Annotated in this window: 15 protein-coding genes; 11 read left to right on the forward strand and 4 right to left on the reverse strand. The window is 64.2% G+C overall.

Annotated features, from left to right (window positions below; translation table 11 throughout):
* Window positions 1-167 precede the first annotated feature (167 nt).
* Entirely contained in the window at window positions 168-830 is a 663-nt protein-coding gene (locus CPH63_RS10970) for an A24 family peptidase (protein ID WP_157749461.1), read from the forward strand.
* A gap of 203 nt (window positions 831-1,033) precedes the next feature.
* Window positions 1,034-1,741 (forward strand): hypothetical protein, encoded by a 708-nt coding sequence (locus CPH63_RS10975; protein ID WP_096303004.1) that lies wholly within the window; start codon window positions 1,034-1,036, stop codon window positions 1,739-1,741.
* A gap of 218 nt (window positions 1,742-1,959) precedes the next feature.
* Here the strand turns inward: CPH63_RS10975 and CPH63_RS10985 are convergent, their stop codons facing one another.
* Window positions 1,960-2,307: a hypothetical protein gene (locus tag CPH63_RS10985; protein ID WP_096303006.1), complete on the reverse strand. Its 348-nt coding sequence runs from the start codon at window positions 2,305-2,307 to the stop codon at window positions 1,960-1,962.
* Between the two features lie 375 nt (window positions 2,308-2,682).
* On the opposite strand from CPH63_RS10985, the gene CPH63_RS10990 reads away from it, so the two are divergent.
* Together CPH63_RS10990 and CPH63_RS10995 are read left to right on the forward strand one after the other, a co-directional pair.
* Window positions 2,683-2,919 carry a hypothetical protein gene (locus tag CPH63_RS10990; RefSeq protein WP_096303007.1) on the forward strand — a complete coding sequence of 79 codons (237 nt, stop codon included), beginning with the start codon at window positions 2,683-2,685 and terminating at the stop codon, window positions 2,917-2,919.
* 118 nt (window positions 2,920-3,037) lie between these two features.
* Window positions 3,038-3,526: a hypothetical protein gene (locus CPH63_RS10995; protein WP_096303008.1), complete on the forward strand. Its 489-nt coding sequence runs from the start codon at window positions 3,038-3,040 to the stop codon at window positions 3,524-3,526.
* Window positions 3,527-3,591: 65 nt separating this feature from the next.
* Here CPH63_RS10995 and CPH63_RS11000 read toward each other — a convergent pair whose 3' ends face one another.
* Window positions 3,592-4,380, reverse strand: coding sequence for an alpha/beta hydrolase (locus CPH63_RS11000; protein ID WP_157749462.1), 789 nt, complete (start codon window positions 4,378-4,380; stop codon window positions 3,592-3,594).
* 70 nt (window positions 4,381-4,450) lie between these two features.
* The gene (locus tag CPH63_RS11005; protein ID WP_096303010.1) at window positions 4,451-5,203 is read right to left on the reverse strand and encodes a hypothetical protein; all 753 of its coding nucleotides are present in this window, start codon (window positions 5,201-5,203) and stop codon (window positions 4,451-4,453) included.
* Window positions 5,204-5,305: 102 nt separating this feature from the next.
* Between CPH63_RS11005 and CPH63_RS11010 the strand changes: the two genes are divergently transcribed.
* The 5 genes from CPH63_RS11010 (at window position 5,306) to CPH63_RS11025 (ending at window position 9,601) form a co-directional block, all read left to right on the forward strand.
* Complete coding sequence (locus tag CPH63_RS11010) at window positions 5,306-5,779, forward strand: hypothetical protein (protein WP_096303011.1); 474 nt, start codon at window positions 5,306-5,308, stop codon at window positions 5,777-5,779.
* Window positions 5,780-5,867: 88 nt separating this feature from the next.
* The gene (locus CPH63_RS11015; RefSeq protein ID WP_096303012.1) at window positions 5,868-6,404 is read left to right on the forward strand and encodes a GNAT family N-acetyltransferase; all 537 of its coding nucleotides are present in this window, start codon (window positions 5,868-5,870) and stop codon (window positions 6,402-6,404) included.
* 726 nt (window positions 6,405-7,130) lie between these two features.
* The gene (locus CPH63_RS23680) at window positions 7,131-7,757 is read left to right on the forward strand and encodes an MBL fold metallo-hydrolase (RefSeq protein WP_371364921.1); all 627 of its coding nucleotides are present in this window, start codon (window positions 7,131-7,133) and stop codon (window positions 7,755-7,757) included.
* 76 nt (window positions 7,758-7,833) lie between these two features.
* A complete protein-coding gene (locus tag CPH63_RS23685; protein WP_371364924.1) occupies window positions 7,834-8,724 on the forward strand; it encodes an alkyl sulfatase dimerization domain-containing protein in 891 nt (296 codons plus the stop codon).
* A gap of 16 nt (window positions 8,725-8,740) precedes the next feature.
* On the forward strand, window positions 8,741-9,601 hold the full coding sequence (locus tag CPH63_RS11025; RefSeq protein ID WP_096303013.1) for a bile acid:sodium symporter family protein: 861 nt from the start codon (window positions 8,741-8,743) through the stop codon (window positions 9,599-9,601).
* 244 nt (window positions 9,602-9,845) lie between these two features.
* Here CPH63_RS11025 and CPH63_RS11030 read toward each other — a convergent pair whose 3' ends face one another.
* Window positions 9,846-10,829 (reverse strand): DUF389 domain-containing protein, encoded by a 984-nt coding sequence (locus CPH63_RS11030; protein ID WP_197704660.1) that lies wholly within the window; start codon window positions 10,827-10,829, stop codon window positions 9,846-9,848.
* A 443-nt stretch (window positions 10,830-11,272) separates the two neighbouring features.
* Here CPH63_RS11030 and CPH63_RS11035 point away from each other — a divergent pair, with 443 nt between their 5' ends.
* Both CPH63_RS11035 and CPH63_RS11040 read left to right on the forward strand, forming a co-directional pair.
* Complete coding sequence (locus CPH63_RS11035) at window positions 11,273-16,852, forward strand: RHS repeat-associated core domain-containing protein (protein WP_157749464.1); 5,580 nt, start codon at window positions 11,273-11,275, stop codon at window positions 16,850-16,852.
* 117 nt (window positions 16,853-16,969) lie between these two features.
* A complete protein-coding gene (locus CPH63_RS11040; protein ID WP_157749465.1) occupies window positions 16,970-17,713 on the forward strand; it encodes a lipopolysaccharide assembly protein LapB in 744 nt (247 codons plus the stop codon).
* Window positions 17,714-17,818 lie beyond the last annotated feature (105 nt).

Below are 17,818 nucleotides of genomic sequence, written 5' to 3' on the forward strand. Positions count from 1 at the left end.
ACACGAAGAACGAAAGAGTCTCCGACATCGGCACGGGAGGGATGTGCGGATGTCGGAGACAATCTGACAGTACCGCCAACGTTGGACCAGGACTAGATGCAGAAGGTGAGGACCAGGATGTACAACAAGATGCGACTCATCCCTCGCCTTTTGGGAGTGACAGTCCGATGAGCTCCACCGTCACCGCAAGCATCGCCGCGGCCGCCGCGGCCGCGATCACCGCGCCCTACCTCGCTGGCCTCACGATCACCGCCCCTGACCGGCGCAACGCCACCTGGTGGCACCCCACCCGAGCGAGCCGGCCACGCACCACGGCCACCGCAGCCGGTGCGATCGCCCTGGCCGCCATCGGAGCGATCGCCACCAGGTGGACCGCCGCCTGGCCCGCCTACCTCGTCCTCGCCCTGACCGGCGCGGTCCTGATCGTCGTCGACCTCGAGCACCATCGCCTTCCGGACCGGATCATGCGTATCGCAGCCGCCGCCGGCTTTGCCGGCTTCTTCGTAGCAGCCGCCGTCACCGGGAACTGGGCGAGGCTCGGCCGAGTAGCACTGGCGGCAGGCTTCGTCGCCGCGGTGTTCTACGGACTCGCTCTACTGTCCCCCCGAAGCATCGGCCTAGGAGACGTCAAGCTCGCTGGCCTCCTAGCCGGCTACCTTGCCTGGTTCGGCTGGCTGACCGTCATCGGAGGCCTGGCAACCGGATTCGTTGCCGCCGGCATCACCGGCATCGTCTTGCTGATCACCCGACACGCGAACCGAAACACCCACATCCCGCTAGGCCCGTTCCTGATTACCGCCGCAGTCGTGATCGCCACCCTGCACCCGTAACGCGGGTAAAGCGAGACACACCATTTTCGTAAGGAGAAACCTGCCGTCAAGCGGGTAACCCGCCATACGCTGTTGCGCTGGCCTCAGTGTCACGCCAGGCTCAAGCCAACCAACAGGGAACATCAACGTACGGAACGACGGACCCCGCTGTTAGCGAGTGCGCCACTCGACCAGTGTCGGCACCCCCTGGAAAGATCGCCGGTATGAACGCACCGACACCGACCCTCACGACGATCACCCGCTGGCCACAGGCCGCAGGTGTCGCCTGGCGGTGGGCGCGCACTTACAGTCGGCTCCGCGATGTCTGGCGCCCCCTCGGTCTGATCGGCTGCCCCGGTCTCTGGGTCGTCAACATGATCATGATCGGCCGGAGCGCAGCCGACACTGTGGTGCGAGGTGCGGCGGCCGCGAAGGTGCCCAATCCGATCACTCGGCCACCGAGGCAACTGTGGTCTGCGCTGCTCGCCCCGCCGATCGGCCTTATCGTCATCATCGGTGTTCTTGTCGTAGCGCCGACGACCACACCGACCGCCATCATTGCCGCCACCGCTGCTGCCCTCGTGCTGCTCGGTCTCGCCCTTGGGATGCTGGTCGAGGCTATCTGGTCAGCCGCCACCCAGGTCCGCGCCGGGCGGGGCCTACGCGAGAGCCGAGCCGACCTGGAGCGTGAGACCGGTCGGCCGGTCGTCGTCGGCTGCATGCTCGGCGCATGGCCGCAACGCTCCGGTGCTGGCGGTGCCCTCCTCGACGACGTCCGTGCCGAGCTAGCCGCGAGCGGTGTCAGCATGATCGGCGTTGCACGGGACAACGAGCTGGCCGCGAAGTACATCAGCAAGTACCACGCTCGCCGGCTCGACCCGGCGCACCCGAGGATCGTCGCCTGGGTCGTCGAAGGGCAAGCAGTGCGCTAACGCTTGCTCTGATACCCCGCTGACCGATGTGAATAGGTGCTACGCCGCCCAGGGAAGGAACTCGGAGCAGCTCGTTGCGCAGGCGATGCATTCGACCTCGTTCGTGGCGATCAGAAGCAGCCCCCATTCGGCGATGTCGATGCTCCGACCGCATTCGCTGCATCTCTCGGGCAGTCGAGCGCGGAACAGGTGCTCGCTGGACTCGTCATACCAGGCCATCATGGTGAGGCACTGGCGTCAGGCTCTCGGACGATCTGTAACCGCCCGGCCGGCGGCTGCTCGGGCTCGGGGGAGACGTCACTGATGGTCTCGACTGCGGCCACTGCTGCTCGCCGCTGCTCATCGGTGACGACGTGGTCGGGGTTGTTCACGAGGACGCGGGCGTCCGGGAGCTGGCGAATGGATAGGCGCACCTGATCTTGCGTGGCCGCCTGCCGAAGCTGCAGCCGCCATGTCGCGAAGTCGAGCGCCTCGACCGGTCCGCGACAGACCACGATCGCGCCGAGCTTGTGAACTCGTTGCAGCAGTTCGGCGTCGGTGATCGTCTTGCCGGAGTCGTCCTTCATCTCCGGCACACTATGCCTCCAGCAGTGAACCGTCGACGCGGGAAGCCGGGCTGTACTAGGTGGGCCGGTGTGGGGGGTCGTATTGGAACTCAGCGCAGGTCAGACAGTGGTAGTAGCGATGTCCCATCCCGCCGGCGCATCCGCAGGGTAGCCAGCCGATCCGAACGTTCGGGGCGGTCAGAGAGTGCTCGTTCGGGCAGTGACTGAAGGCCTGGACCTCGACCCACCGGCCGTCGACGTATCTGGTTTGCACCACGGATGATTAGAACATGCGTTCTAAGCTGCAAGAGTCCGGCATCACTCGGTTTGGTTCCAGCGGTATCAAGATCGCGCCACGGCTCGACTGAGACCAGCAACCCTCGGCATACTTGCCGCATGGTTGAAGAGGACGAATTGGCGCAAGCTTTGTCGCAATGGCGGGAAGCGCGTAAGGCCGAGTCTGCGTATTGGCCAACCTACGAGGCCACTCTCGTCGTCGAACCGCTCAACCCCGGCGACGCCATCCCTGAAGTGAGCACGGACGACCTAAGCATCATCTCGCGCTGGGTCGAGCTAACTAGCGCGACCAAAGCAGCTCGTGACCGTTACCTCGAAGTCAAGGCTTCGCTCTAGCCTGCTCCGTTCAAATTGAACCCGGCATCAATGACTGGCTTGGTGCGGTTATATCAGTCGCGACCGGAGTGGGTTGCGAAACCGCTATCCAGTTGCGCGAGCGCGAGAGAATGCCACCGTGACGATCTTTGAAGCACAGTCCATCGAGCCGCGGCGCGAACAGGCCGATCGGACTTACCTTCGGATCGGCAAGGTCGTCTCGCACGCTGCCCTCATGGAGCAATGGCTGTTCTACCTCGCAACGACGCTCGATCGAACCCAGGCACAGCAGGACGTGGCTGGGGCGTTCGGCCGCGACCTGGTCAAGCATTGCCGGCGACATGTCAACGCGGTCCCCGAGCCGGTACGCGGAGAAGTAAAGCGGTTACTTGAGGACATCGAACAAGCGCAAGAGCGCCGAAACGTGGTCGTGCACAGCGTCCTGGCCAGTCCGGGAGACCCGCGGGCCTACGCCCATCGACCGCTACCGAAGAAGCAGCGGGTCGCCTCGCACGAGTGGATCGGCGAGGCCTACCTAACCGAGGAGCACCTCGATGAGCTCGATGCGGAGATCAGCGAAATCCTGGAGCGGCTAATCCGCGTCCGGCCTCTAGCTGAGCGGCCGTGACTCGGGCACCCCGCGACCACCGACGGCCACAGTCTCGGAAACTACCCCTTTCGGGACTTTGAAAATTAACTCTGGGTTGGCTGTGGGACGCCATGAGTGTGGAGGAGATGTTCGGCGATGAACGTCTGCCAAGTGGAGGGTGCGCTGGCGGTTGTCTGATTGTGCTGACCGGTGAAGGCGATGAGCCGCTTGTCCGGTGAGCTGAGCCGGTCGAACAGTTCGAGTTGCCCTTTTCGGGTGAACAGTTCGTCGTTCCATTGCATGTGAAATAGCGTGGGCGCGGATATTTTAGGGGCGTCGGCCGCGATCCGTGCGGTGGTGTCCAGGGCGGGGGCAAGGTGTTTGGTCCGTTCTAGGCCGAACTTGCCGAACACCGCGCAGCGAACGCGGGTGCCTAGGGCAGCAGCGGTTGGCAGACCGTAGCGGGTACCCATAGATAAGCCGAGGTAGCCGATCCTGGTTGCATCAATAGGGAAGTTGGTAGTGACAGCCTCGAGGGTCGCGAGCCACTCGGCGACCATTCGATCCAGCACGTGGTTGGCACCTTCCGCGGCGATGCGCATCTGGTAGCTCTCCTTGCGCGTCCCGCCCGCGCGATCCCCGTGGAAGGGGCCGTCGATGGCCAGCGACGCGATCCCGGCGCGGGTAAACCAGTCGGCTAGAGACAGGATGCGGTTACTACGCTTGTGGCTGCTACCTCCATGACCGAGCAGCACCACCGGTGCCAGGGCGGCGACGTGCCGAGGCGTCCAGAGCACGCCTGGAACCGGCCCGGACGGGCAGTGCAGGACGAACTCCTGTTCGGCGACTTCGGTGCGCGAGGTGTGGGGCATCCAGTCAACCGAAGATCCCACCTACCGATCATCGCACGCGTTTTCGAACAGCGCACTAATCGTCAGTAGCTCGGCTGTCTTTGGCTAAAGTTCACGGAGCGAGCGGGGCGGATAGTGCCCACTGATACAACGGATCTTCTTGGCCCCACTGTGCAAACACCTGTTGTGTCGCGAGTAGCTTGCCCGCAGTTCGGCCATCCAGCTCGGTGCGTTCCGCCCAGGAAAGAACATTGTCTGTGATTCGCCAGCAATGGAGCATTAAATCCAGCATAAGCATCTGAGCTACCGACGAATCGGATTGCCCCAGGAGCGGGATTGCCCGTGGGACGGGGTGCCCGCCTTGTTCGCAGTGATGTTGGTAGTCCTCAGATCGGAAACGCCCATCGCTTACGCCGCGCAGCCGCTTAGGCGAAAATAGCCTCATTCGCTCGTCGTGGGTGCTATTGAGCCATGCCGCAGCGTCCCGTTCTTCGTTTGCGAACGCCCAAGTCAGGTACTCGACCTCGACCACCTGGCGTAGCAGCGCGGCGCCGGCATAGTGACGGGTTCCGCACAGAAGTTCCGATGAGGTGTCAAGTAGCTCGGCGGCGATTTGGAGCAAGACGGCTACGCCTACGAGGGCGTCGTCGCCGTTGCCGCGCGTGGAGGTGCCAGACACCCGGCCATCGCCGATGAGATGCCCAATGACGTGCATCGTCTGGCCCGCAGACTTGAGGTGAGTAGCGGCGTTGCTGGCGGCAGCGAGCCGGACGCTTATCAGTTCACGTTCGCCAAGTCGGCGCCTGATTGCCGCAACCTCATCGGCAAACTGGGGGTCCAATTGCTGCTCTCTGTGGAGCTCCACGAACCAAGATTAGAAGGTATGCGTGGGCGCGCGCCAACCGGGAGTAGCCGCCGACGGCGAACCGTTACGGGGTTGTCGGCGTGATGATCTAGCTTCTGCCTCATGAAGGATCAAGAGAGTGGTGTCGAGCCGGATGCAGTGATGGTGCGTGTGGGCGAGGGGATCGGGCTTCGGCAGCAGGGTGAGCGTGGGGCTGCGCGTGAGGTGTTCGCCGAGCTGTGGGATGCGATCGGTGGCGAGGATGGCGATGCGTTTCATCGCTGCGCGATCGCGCATTCGATGGCCGACGTCCGAGATGACGTGAACGACGAATTGCATTGGGATCTGTTGGCGTTAGACGCAGCTGACTCGCTGACCGATGGTCGCGCGGCGGAGGGTGGTGTCGCCGTACCGGTAGCCGCGTTCTACCCGTCGCTGCATCTCAATCTCGGCGAGTGTTATCGCGAGCTTGGTGACGCAGATCGGGCCCGGGACCACCTGCGACGGGGCTTGGACTCAATGACGGCCCTGCCTGAGGGCGGCTACTCGACAATGATCCGTGACGGCCTCGACCGGCTCGCTCGATTGCTAGCTTGAGGAGTTGCCAGGCTGGTGTTAGTGCTGGGGCCCTGCGCCACCCAGACGCGTACCAGGCGGCCCGGGTCTGACGGAGAGGTTGTTGATCATGTGGAACGGCTGGAGTTTCGAGCAAGCACGGGAGCGGCACTTTCGTTACGCGCAGAAGCTCGTCGATGCCGGTGTCACCTGGGCGCGCGCCGCAGCCGATGATCAGCCGCGAGTGACCGCTCTCGTTCGAGAGCACATTCTCGGTAGCGACAACTACGAGCCTGAGCCGTCCGAGGCTGCTGTCGTCGCCCACGACAACGAGGGAGCCATGATCGGGGCGTTGGTCTTGGCCGGCGCGACGTTCGAACAGGGGATGGCGCTCACCGTGCGGCACCTGGTCGTCGAGCCGGCATGGCGCGGCCGCGGCGTCGGCGCGGTCACGCTCGGCCTGTTCGCCCAACTGCTCGGCCCTGACGCCGACGCCGTGGCGATGACGTTCGGAGCATGCGGCCCCGGCAAGGCCGCGCGCTTCTACCAGCACGCCGGCTTCACTGTGCTGGATCCTGGTGAGCCGTTCAAATTCCCGCTCGGCAAGCGCGGGCTGCTGGTGAACGAGAACGAGCACTATCCCTGCTGGTTCTTCCGGCTTTGGTGAAACCAGTTCATCGCCGGTCCACTGACGATAGTTACCTGATCGACGGTGACCGGGTACCCACCCAGGTCCCGGGGCAAAGCCAGATCGGGTGAGGAATCCGGTTTTGCCGGGTCCTCATCGAGGTGCGTGATAGGCCGTCTCAGAAACGACTGGTTGCGAGAGCCCGGTCGCGGATGGCGAGGGGTGTCGAAAACCTCGTGACGACTCTGGTGGGTTGACTGGGGTTTACAGAGCGGGTGACACGAGGTTCTTGACCGCGGGGCCGTTGCAGCACCACGCCAGCCGTCCGAAGGTCACGTTGACGGCAACGTTCCTAAGCTGCGGGTGGTTCAGTTCGAGCCTGGCCGGCCCGCTGAGATGTCTTTCGAGGGTTCTCACCCCGGGTGGATGATGCCTTGCGGGTGGTGGCGGTAGGAGGGTTGAGTCATGACTACTTCTGCGCATGACGCGAGTGACGCGGTCGCCGGGCAGCAGCGGGCGATCTTGGACAGCCTGCCGTTTTCTGATACGCGTGACTTCGACGATGCGACGCGCGGTCGTCTCGGGCGTCGTCAGCCGAACGCTGTGACCGCTGATGACGGGTCCGTGGTGTGGGACAACGACAGCTATGGCTTCATTGAGGGTGATGCCCCGCAGACGGTGAACCCGAGTCTGTGGCGGCAGTCGATGCTGGTCGCCACCGATGGCCTGTTCGAGGTCGTTCCGGGGCTGTATCAGGTGCGGGGGATGGATCTGTCGAACGTCAGCTTCGTGGAGGGCGATACCGGAGTTATCGTCATTGATCCGCTGATATCGACTGAGACTGCTGCGGCCGCTCTCGCTCTGTATCGCGAGCATCGTGGGGACCGGCCCGTGACCGGGGTGATCTACACCCATTGTCATGTCGACCACTTCGGGGGAGTCAAAGGCGTGACCACCCAGGAGGATGTCGACGCCGGGCGGGTGCCGGTGCTGGCGCCTGAGGGTTTCGTTGAGCACGCGGTCTCGGAGAACGTCTACGCCGGGACCGCGATGGGCCGACGCGCTGGTTACATGTACGGCGCGGCGCTGCCTCGCACCCCGCGGGGGGGCGCTCGGGGCTGGTCTCGGGCAGACCACCTCGACCGGGACCGTGACCCTGATCGCGCCGACTCTGCAGATCACGACCACCGGTCAGGAGGAGACGGTCGATGGGGTCCGGATGATTTTCCAGATGGCACCGGACACCGAGGCACCAGCGGAGATGCTTTTCTACTTCCCGGATCTGAAGGTGCTGTGCGCGGCGGAGGACGCCACCCACAATCTGCACAATTTGCTGACTCTGCGCGGTGCGCTGGTGCGAGACCCGCATGTCTGGTCGAGGTACCTGACTGAGACGATCGATCTGTTCGGCGCCGAGGTCGAGGTCGTCTTCGCCTCCCACCACTGGCCCACGTGGGGCAACGAGCGGGTGCTGGAGTTCCTGACGATCCAGCGTGACCTCTACGCCTACCTCCACGACCAGACGCTGCGGCTGCTCAACAAGGGGCTGGTCGGGACGGAGATCGCCGAGCAGCTCACGTTGCCTCCAGCGCTGGAGAACGCCTGGTCCACGCGTGGCTACTACGGGTCGGTGAGTCACAACGTGAAGGCGATCTACCAGCGTTACCTTGGCTGGTTCGACGGGAACCCCGCGCACCTGTGGGAACACACCCCGGTGGAGAAGGCCCGGCGGTACGTCAAACTCGGCGGCGGCGCCGACGCGGTGGTCGAGAACGGGCAAGCCGCGTATGACGACGGCGACTACCGGTGGGCGGCAGAGGTACTCAGCCACGTGGTATTCGCCCAGCCCGAGCACGCCGAAGCCCGGGAGCTGCTCGCGAACACCCTCGAACAACTCGGCTACGGATCCGAGAACGGCACCTGGCGCAACTTCTACCTCTGCGGCGCCTACGAGCTGCGCAACGGACAGTTCGGCACCCCCACCGTGACCGCGTCGCCGGACATGGTCGCCCAGCTCAGTCCCGAGATGCTCTTCGATGCCATCGCCGTCCAGATCAACGGACCCACAGCATGGGAGGAAAAACTCACCATCGACGTCGTGCTCACCGACGCCGAGAAACGCTACCGGCTCCGCCTCGCCAACGGCACCCTCACCTACAGCTCCGCCCAACAGACCAGCGCCGCCGATCTGACCCTGACAACCACGCTGCGCAGCCTGCCAGCTCTGGCGCTCGGCGCCCCGTCGTCTGAGCGGCTTACCTCCGCTGGTATCCAGATCCATGGCGACGACACCGTGCTGGCCCGGCTCACCGCTGTCCTCGACCCGGGCGACCCCGACTTCGCGATCGTCACACCCTGAGATCGACGACGAGCTCATGAGCGACGTCATCGTCGGTATCGCGCGCGTCTCGATCCTCACCTTCGTGGTGAGTTCGATGGTCGGGCTGGGCCTGTCGTTGACCGTCCGGCAGATCCTTACCCCGCTCAAGGACGTCAAGCTGGTGGTGCTGGGACTTCTCACCAGCTTCGTCGTTGCGCCCCTGAGCGCCTGGGCGATCGCCGAGTTGTTCGGGTTGGACGACAATCAGACTCTCGGGTTGATGTTGCTCGGCGTCGCGGCTGGCGCCCCGTTCCTTCCGAAGCTGGCCCAGCTGGCGGGGGGAGCTGTGGCCTACTCGGTCGGGCTGATGGTGCTGCTTATGGTGGTCACGGTCGGGTATGTGCCACTCGTGCTTCCCGTGCTCGTCGACGGCGTCACGGTTAGCACTTGGGACATCGCTCGCCCGCTGCTGGTCCTCATGCTGTTACCTCTGGCGATCGCGTTGGCGGTACGCGCCCGGTACCGGCAATCCGCGTCGCTCGCGCCGGCCCTGAGCCAGGTCTCGACGGTGGCCCTCGCTCTGGGCATCGGCGCCGCGGTGCTCGTTGGGCTTCCTGAGATCTGGGACCAGATCGGCACCGGGGTGCTGTTCGCAACCCTGGTGCTCGTCATCGTCTGCCTCGCGGCTGGCTACCTGCTCGGCGGATCGGGTCGCGACCAGCGAGTGGTGACCGGGCTCGGCACCGCGCAACGCAACCTGTCCGCGGCTTTGCTTATCGCTGGAACCAGCTTCCAGGACACTCCCGAGGTGCTGGTCACCGTGATGGTGGCCAGCCTCGTCCTGACCGGCACACTGCTCCTGATCGCCGGTGAGCTCGGCCGACGCGCACCCGCGCCGACCGTCTCGAAAGCCTGACCCGCCACTGGTCGCGCCGCGCTCCGTCAGCGGCTCCGAGGACGGCGACGGATCCGAAGACGCCCGCCCTCGGCCACGCCGAGCCGAACGTTTCGGGCGCCCCACGAGAAGGGACGCGGTCTCGGGCCTCGTGACTGGACTTATGGCTAGGTTGATTCCTTGGCCCTCGCCCTGGGTCCAGGGGGTTGAGGATGGATTCCGGCGACAGGGCTGACCGGTGGGGTTTAGGCCGGGTCGGGCGGGTTCAGTGTCCGTTCAGCGTGACCCGGTCCTCGACTACGAGGTCGACTTCCACGGTGGTGTCCTGGAGTCCGGCGGTGTCGAGGTCATGTCGTAGCTGGTTCGGGTCGGGTTCGGGCAGCGGGCCGAGTACCCGGACGATGTAGTTGTCTGCGCCTTGATCGACGGTGTCCACGCTCCAGTTGGACTCGCCGGCCCACATCGTGGCAATGTCGGTGATGCTGTCTTGGACGCTACGAGTGTGGGCGATGCGGATCGAGGACAGGGTCAACGGGGCCGCGACGATGAGGACCATGGCGGCGACGACGATCACCCCAGGCTGCGCACAGCGGCGTCGTCGACGGGCCACCGTCCCGGGGCTTGCACGGCCGAGCAGCCCGTAGATAGCCATGATCACGACGCCGCTGGCCAGGATCGCCGAGACGTTGGTGACGAACAGCAGCAACGCGCCCCGAGCTTCGTCGCCGGCGCCCGATTCGAGGGTGAGACCAACCACGGACAGGGGTGGAACGAGCGAGATGGCGATCGCGACCCCGGGGAGGGTGTCGCTGATGTCCTTACGGACCAACGCGATCGAGCCCACCGCTCCGGTGGCGAGCGCCGCCAGCAGATCGATCAGTCGAGGACTCACGCGGGCAGCTACTTGGGTGTTGGTGGCCGCCACAATGTCCGCGTTGTTGGTCAGACCGATCAGGAACCCGATCGCGACCACCGCTGCCGCTCCGGTAACGGTCACGACGATCGATCGAATCAGGTTGGCGCGGTCGTTGAGGACCATCGCCAGGACGATCCCAAGGATCGGCGTCATCAAAGGCGCGACGATCATCGCGCCGATGACCGTCGCCGTGGAGTCACCGGCTACTCCAGCTGACGCGATCACCGACGCCAGGCACAGCAGAAGCCAGAATCGGCTCAGTTTGGCCTGCACGTCGACACCCTCGAAGAACAGCTGTTCCCGCATCCGGTCGATATCGGATGAACTGATCAACGTGTGGCCTACCTACTCCGCTTGACTCGGTGCCGCTGCGCCAATGATTACCCGGCCGATGAGCTGGCCGCACCGTCCTGCGGGCGTCGATTCCCGTGCGGCACCAGCCAGGGCGGCTGGTGGGAGTCTGCTGTGTGTCGGCGTTGGACGATGTTCGAACGGTTTCCCTTGTAAATACTGGACTGTTTGGAAATGTTCCTGTTTTTGCGGGCCTCGGGGTGGTGGTTAGAATCCGCGCGATGTAGGTGCTTGTGCGGGGGTTCCGGCCGCTGCTACATTCCCGTCCACACTTAACCGTTTCCTAATCCCCAGCTAGCTTCTCCTTACCCCCGAAGGAACCCCCAGTGGCTGCTCCTCGCTTGTTTTCAACGCGCCCTCGTTCAGTTTTTAAGCTTCGTCATCGGACCGCGAAGCAGGTTCGGCGTTGGGTTTCGGCTCTGCTGGTGCCGGTAGTTGTGATGTCGCTGGCGGTCGGGGTGGAGGCTGCGGTGCAGCTGCACAACGCAGCTCCAGCGGCAGCGGATGCGTCAACCGGCACAGCGGGGACGTTCGTTCCGTTGCCGCCCGGTCGCATTCTGAATACGTTGGCGCCGGTAAATAAGCTGGTGGCATCGACGTGGCGCAACGTCCAGATTACGGGTGTTGTGAATGTGCCGTCGACTGGGGTGTCGGCGGTGGCGGTGACGCTCACGGTCTCCAACTACGCCACGACGGGTCTGCTGTATGCCGTTCCGCAAGCAGCGGCACCGGTTACTCCGCCGGTGGTCCTGGTGAACTACAACTACACCACCACAGGCCCGCCGACGATGAACTCCGCGATCGTTGCGTTGAACCAGTCGAACGGCCAGATATCGGTCGAGGCGACAACGGCGGCCGATCTGATCATTGATGTGCAGGGGTATTACACGGCGTCCTCCGGCGGGAGCGGGACCGCACCGGGCGGGTACGTGCCGGTCGCTCAGACCCGAATCGGAAGCACGACGACGGGCAGCGTGAACTTCAGCCCGTCCACGGTCGGCAAGATTGCCAATGGTTCTGACCTCATCGTGACCGTCCCGACGAGCGTCGTCCCGACCGGAGCGTCCTCGGTGTTCGCGAACATCACGGCCACGAGCTACGCGACGACCGATTCGCATTACCTCACGCCGTACCTGCCGACCGGCACCCCCGGTGTTGGGTCGCTGAATATCATGCCGAACGTCACCACGTCGATCGGCGCCGCGATCGACATTAGCGACACAACACGGCAGTTCGTGTTGCGGGTGAACGGTGCAGGAGCAGCAATCGATATCTCCGTTGACATCGAGGGTTACTTCGCTGCGGCGGCGCCGTCTGGGTCGTTCACCCCGGGCGTAGCGCGAGTGTTCGACAGCCGGGCAGGAGCTGCGGTACTCGCCGGCGCAACTACCACGGTGCAGGTAGCTGGTGTGGCTGGAGTCCCGGTGGCCGGGTCCGGTATCGAGGCGGTAGCGGCAAACCTCACCGTCATCAGCCCCACCGCAGCGGGATCACTGGTCGCCTACGCCGATGACCAGTCCGCCCCGGCCGGCCTCGCGTCGTTGACGTTCAGCACTGCAGGTGGTGCGCACGGCAACCTGATGAACGTGCAACTCGGCGCCGACGGCGGTATCAAGGTGACGAATAACAGCACCGGTACGCTTCATTTCCTCATCGACCTGGAGGGTTGGTATCAGGGCGGCCAGGTCATCGCCAACGGCCAGATCCGCACCGAACGAGCAGTGACTCTGCACCCGACGCAGGTCAGCAGCAACGTCACGGGCGTGCAGTACCGCTACCGCATCGGAGCTCTGCCGGCGACGGCGTTTACCGATGTGCCGAACACCAGCCTGTCACTCGTCGGCGGCGCCGGCGGTGCGACACCGGCACCGGGCCCGGTGTCAGCCACTGCGTCCTACCTCTGGGATCTATCGACAACGTCAGCACTTGGCACACCGCTCAGCGACACGCTGGTGCAGGTCGAAGGGTGCTTCACCGTCACCGGGTCCTCGACGGTGGTCTGCTCCCCACCGCAGGACCTGATGTACACGGCCGCGTTCGACGACTCCCACGCCACCACCGACGCCGGGCCGGGGACGGTGTCGCTGCAGAACGGTGACTACCGTGTCTCCGCCACCGACGTCGACGTCACCGCCTACCTCGGTGACCTGACCGTCAACCGCAGCCTCACCACGTTGTACCCGGCGGCGGAGAACGCGGACACCACCGGTCAGCTCAACCAGGCCGGTGTCTTCGGTCCGGGCTGGACCGCGGGGCTTCCGCAGCCTGACGCTGGTGCAGCGGACGTCACCATCAGCGCGCCGGCCAACTCCGGGTATGTGAACCTGCAGTACTCCGACGGGTCGGTCGACACCTACCAGCAGACCTCAGCATCAGCGACCTACCCGATCACGTTCGTGCCGATCAATGACGCCACCCAAACCGGGGCCCTGCTGACCCGCACCAACGCCAACACCCTCGTCCTCAACGACGCCGACGGCACGATCACCACCTGGAAACAAGCCTCCCCGACCTCGCCGTGGCTGGTGGACACCGTGGTACAGCCAGGCACCGGCGGCACCACGACCAGCTACGCCCGGTCCGCTATCTCCGGAATCGGCATCGCGGCCGGAACCTTGGTCACGCGGATCATCGCGGCCGCGTTGAACCCGGCCACAGCCTGCACCGACACGAACGCGGACACCAACACCGCATGCCGCAGCCTCATCCTGAAGTACAGCACCGCACCGGGCACGACGAATCTGATCCGCCTGACCGAGGTCGACCTCTCCGCCTACGACCCGGGCAAGTCCGGCGGTGCGGGGATGAACATCATCGCGATCGCGAAGTATGACTACCAGTCCGGCACCGGGTTGTTGTTGGACGAGTACGACCCGCGGCTGAGCAACCCGCTGAAAACCGCGTACACCTACCAAAGCGGCGCACCGTTGCGATTGACGACGGTCAGCCCGCCGGGAATGACGGCCACGCCGTGGACGATCTCCTATGACGCCACTGGGCGGGTGTCGACGGTGTCACGCCCCGACCCGACGATCTCCGGCACCCCGACGGCGACGACCACCATGGTCTACAGCGTTCCAGTCACCGGCAGCGGCGCACCGATCGATCTCGGCGGCACTGCCACCGCGGCCTGGGGACAGCTCTCGGACTTGCCCTACACGGCAACCGCTGTGTTCGGGCCGACGAAGGTCCCGTCCTCCACGACCGCGTCCTCGATCGGATCCACGGAATGGCCCTGGTCCACCATCACCTACATCGACCCGAACGGGCAGGTCACCAACTCCGCCTCCTACGGTGCTGGTGCGTGGCAATACGGCGCCGACCAGTACGACACCAACGGCAACCTCGTCGCCTCCCTCACCCCCGCGAACCGGCGCAACACCGTCAGCAACCCCTACCCGGTAGGCAGTCTCCTGCAGGCCGCGTCGGTCGCGGACCGGGCGGCGCTTCTGTCGACGGTGAACATCTATTCACCGACCCACCCGTCAGAGCTGACCGATACCTTCAGCCCGACACATCCGATGCGTAACGGCGGCGGATCATTGACCTACAACGGTCGTGATCACACCGCGACGACCTTCGACACCGGAGCACCGGCGATCACCACGGTCGGTCAGCCGGACTATCAGCTGCCGACCAGCACCGCGACGTCACCGTTCAACGCCGACAGCGGCACCGACGTAGCCGCGGAACAGCGGATCACCGTCCTGGGCTACGCCGACGTGCTGCCCGACACCACCACCGCCGGTGCGGTGCCGCTCGGGTGGCTGCTGCACAAAGCCACCACTAGCACCGTGCAGATGGGCAGCTCCCCATCAACGGCGGATCTGGTGACGAAGACCCGGTACAACGCGGCCGGGCAGGTCATCGAAACCCGCCTACCCGCCGACACCACCACCACCGGCACCACCGCAGCCACCACCCAGACGTCCTACTACACACCGGGAACAACCAACCCCGCCTCATGCCTCTCCAACGCCTGGGCTGGAATGGTGTGCAAAACGAAACCGGCCGACAGCACCGGAAACCCCTTGCCGACCAAATCGGTCACCGCGTACGACATGTACTTCAACACCACAACCTCGACCGAGGTCGGAACCAATACCGGTGGGACGTTGACTCGCACGACCGCCACGACGTTTGACGCGGTGGAACGGGAGACCACTCAGCAGGTCAGCATCAACGGCGACACCACCACCGCACCGTTGATCACCTACAACTACGACACCGGGGCCACCGCCAAGGGCCTGCTGCTGTCCACCACCATGACAGTCGGCGGCACCGTCACCCAGACCCTGAGCAACACCTACGACGCCCTGGGACGCCGCTACCGCTACGCTGATGCGAACTTCAACGTCTCGGTCACCGCCTACGACATCGCCGGGCGGGTGCGGTACTTCTCCAACGGCGATCTCGGCACCACCTACGTCTACGACGACACCGCCGGCACCGAACACCGCGGGCTGGTCACCAGCCAGGGCGTCACCGGAGATGCCACGACCAGCTTCTCCGCCACCTACGACGCTGACGGGACAATGGCCACCCAGACCTACCCCAACGGCATCGTCGCCACCACCACCTACGACGAAGCCGGCAACGAAACATCGCTGAGCTACGACAAAGCCGGTTCCAACTGGTTAGCGTTCACCCAGACCAGCGGCGCCGACGGTCGCGTAGTAAACCAGACCAGCAGCGGCGGCGGCACCGGCATCACGTCCCAGATATTCAACTACGACCTCGCCGGGCGCCTAACCAGGGTTCGCGACACTACCACCGGCGCCGAATGCACCACCCGCGCGTACGGATTCAACGCCAACTCCGACCGCACCGGCTACTCCACCATCACCGGCGCGTCCGGAGCCGCCTGCCCCACCGCCGCAACCCTCGGAACGACCACCTTCGACACATCCGACCGCATTACCACCACCGGGTACGCCTACGACGGGCTCGGCCGCACCCTCACCGTCCCCGCCGCCGACACCAACGGCACCGGCACCCACACGGGCACCACCGGTACCGCGACCATCGCCTACTACGACAACGACATGGTCAAAACCGAAACCCAAACCACCCCGACGAGCACCACCCTCGCCTACGGCCTGGACCCCGACCAGAACCGCATCACCACCATCAGTGACGGCACCACCAACTACTACAGCGACGACAGCGACAGCCCAGCCTGGGCCGAAACCAGCCCCACCACCTACGACAGCTACCTCCGCGGCATCGACGGCTCCATGGCCGGCACCATCACCCACGACACCACCGCCGGAACCACCACCGCCGTCGTCGACCTCGTCAACATGCAAGGCAGCATCGTCGCCAATGCGCCCGACACCGCGGCGGCTACCGGCCTCACGCCGGGTTCGTACAAGGAGACCACCGAATACGGGCTACCGCGTACTGACCTCAACACCAGCCTCGCCCAGGCCGACCTCAACGCCGTCACGCCCTACGGCTGGCTCGGCAGCAAACAACGCTCCAACGACTCCCTCGCAGGCCTCACCCTCATGGGTGTTCGGCTGTACAACCCCATGACCGGACGATTCCTCTCCACCGACCCCGTCCCCGGCGGAAACGCGAACGCGTACACCTACCCCGTCGACCCCATCAACCAAATGGACCTCACAGGCCAGTGTTTCTGGGACCTTTGTATCGGTGAGTCGATCGGTGTCGCCGAAGTGGGTATCCTACTCCTCGGAGCATTAGGGGTTGGCAAGGCCGCTCAGAACGCTGCGAAGCATCCAATCAGCATCGGCTCTACTACCTACGTGGGTAGAAGCAAGGTGTCTGCAAACGCCTGCGGAAATGGCAATGGGAACGTTGCCTGTGCGAACAGGAAAAAGACGCCTGCGCGAAATGCCAACGCAACAGGACACAAACCTCAGAAGCAATCGAAAGGAAAAACCAGGGGCGACGACCACGAGAATCGACAAGGGCACGGTGGTCGACAGAAGCCGAACTTTACGCCGAACCCGAATAAGCCACGACCCGAGAGATACTGACTCTCGTTAGAACTTCTGGAGGATCGTATGGGTCGAACAGATCCGCGACCATCGACGCGCAGATTCAACGACGCGTGTCGACTAAGCGAACGAGGGCTTCACGGTGACGCGGAGCGAGTGTTTAGATCAATCGCCGAGAACGGCGAACCAAAGGTTTGGTTCAACGTTGGCAACGAGCTCCGCGATCTGGGCGAGACCGACGGTGCGATTCGAGCTTACTACCTGGCCATTGCGGCCGGCGCTATGGAGGCTGCGCTCAATCTTGGCGGAACGCTCGAGTCTGTCGGTGATTTTGCTGAGGCTCTAAGAGTCTACCGGATCGGAGCCACGGATGGTGACAGGCAAGCAGCCCATCAGTTGGCATTCTTGCTGAGAGAGATCGGACGTCAAGAGGAAGCAGAAGAAGTCATGCGTGACTCGCGTCTAACCGGTGACGATTTTGCTGACGCCGTGCTGGCTGTTTGGGAGTCCATGGACGAGCATGATCCAAGTCTGGAATTCCGACTTCGAGCGGGAATTGATGTCTACCCTGCTGCTCGTACAGCACTCGTTGCGATCTTGGTGGATAGTGGTAGGGAAGTCGAGGCAATCGAGTTATTGCGCGACGGAGTGCTGCGCCAAGAACTGGATTCCTTTATAGTTCTTGGCAACTTGTATCGAGATTTCGCGGGTGATTCCAATGCTGCGGAGTTGGCGTACCGTTCTGGTGCTGAACTCGGTGATTCACATTGTGAATTTAATCTAGCGAAGCTGCTCTACGACGTTGGTAGAGCAGATGAGGTCCGGCCACACTTGGAGCGTGCGGCAGCGGCAGGTGACGATCTCGCTCGGAATGCACTTAGAACGTGGCGACTAAACTAGGGCGCAAGGGTCGCGACATATACACCGATCAGCAAACCGACCAACCGCGCACAGGTACCTCGATCGGCCGTGCAGATGTCGGTCGAGGTCGCACTCCAGCCGGCG

Origin of the sequence: Jatrophihabitans sp. GAS493, from assembly GCF_900230215.1 — a bacterium.
Lineage (GTDB): Bacteria > Actinomycetota > Actinomycetes > Mycobacteriales > Jatrophihabitantaceae > MT45.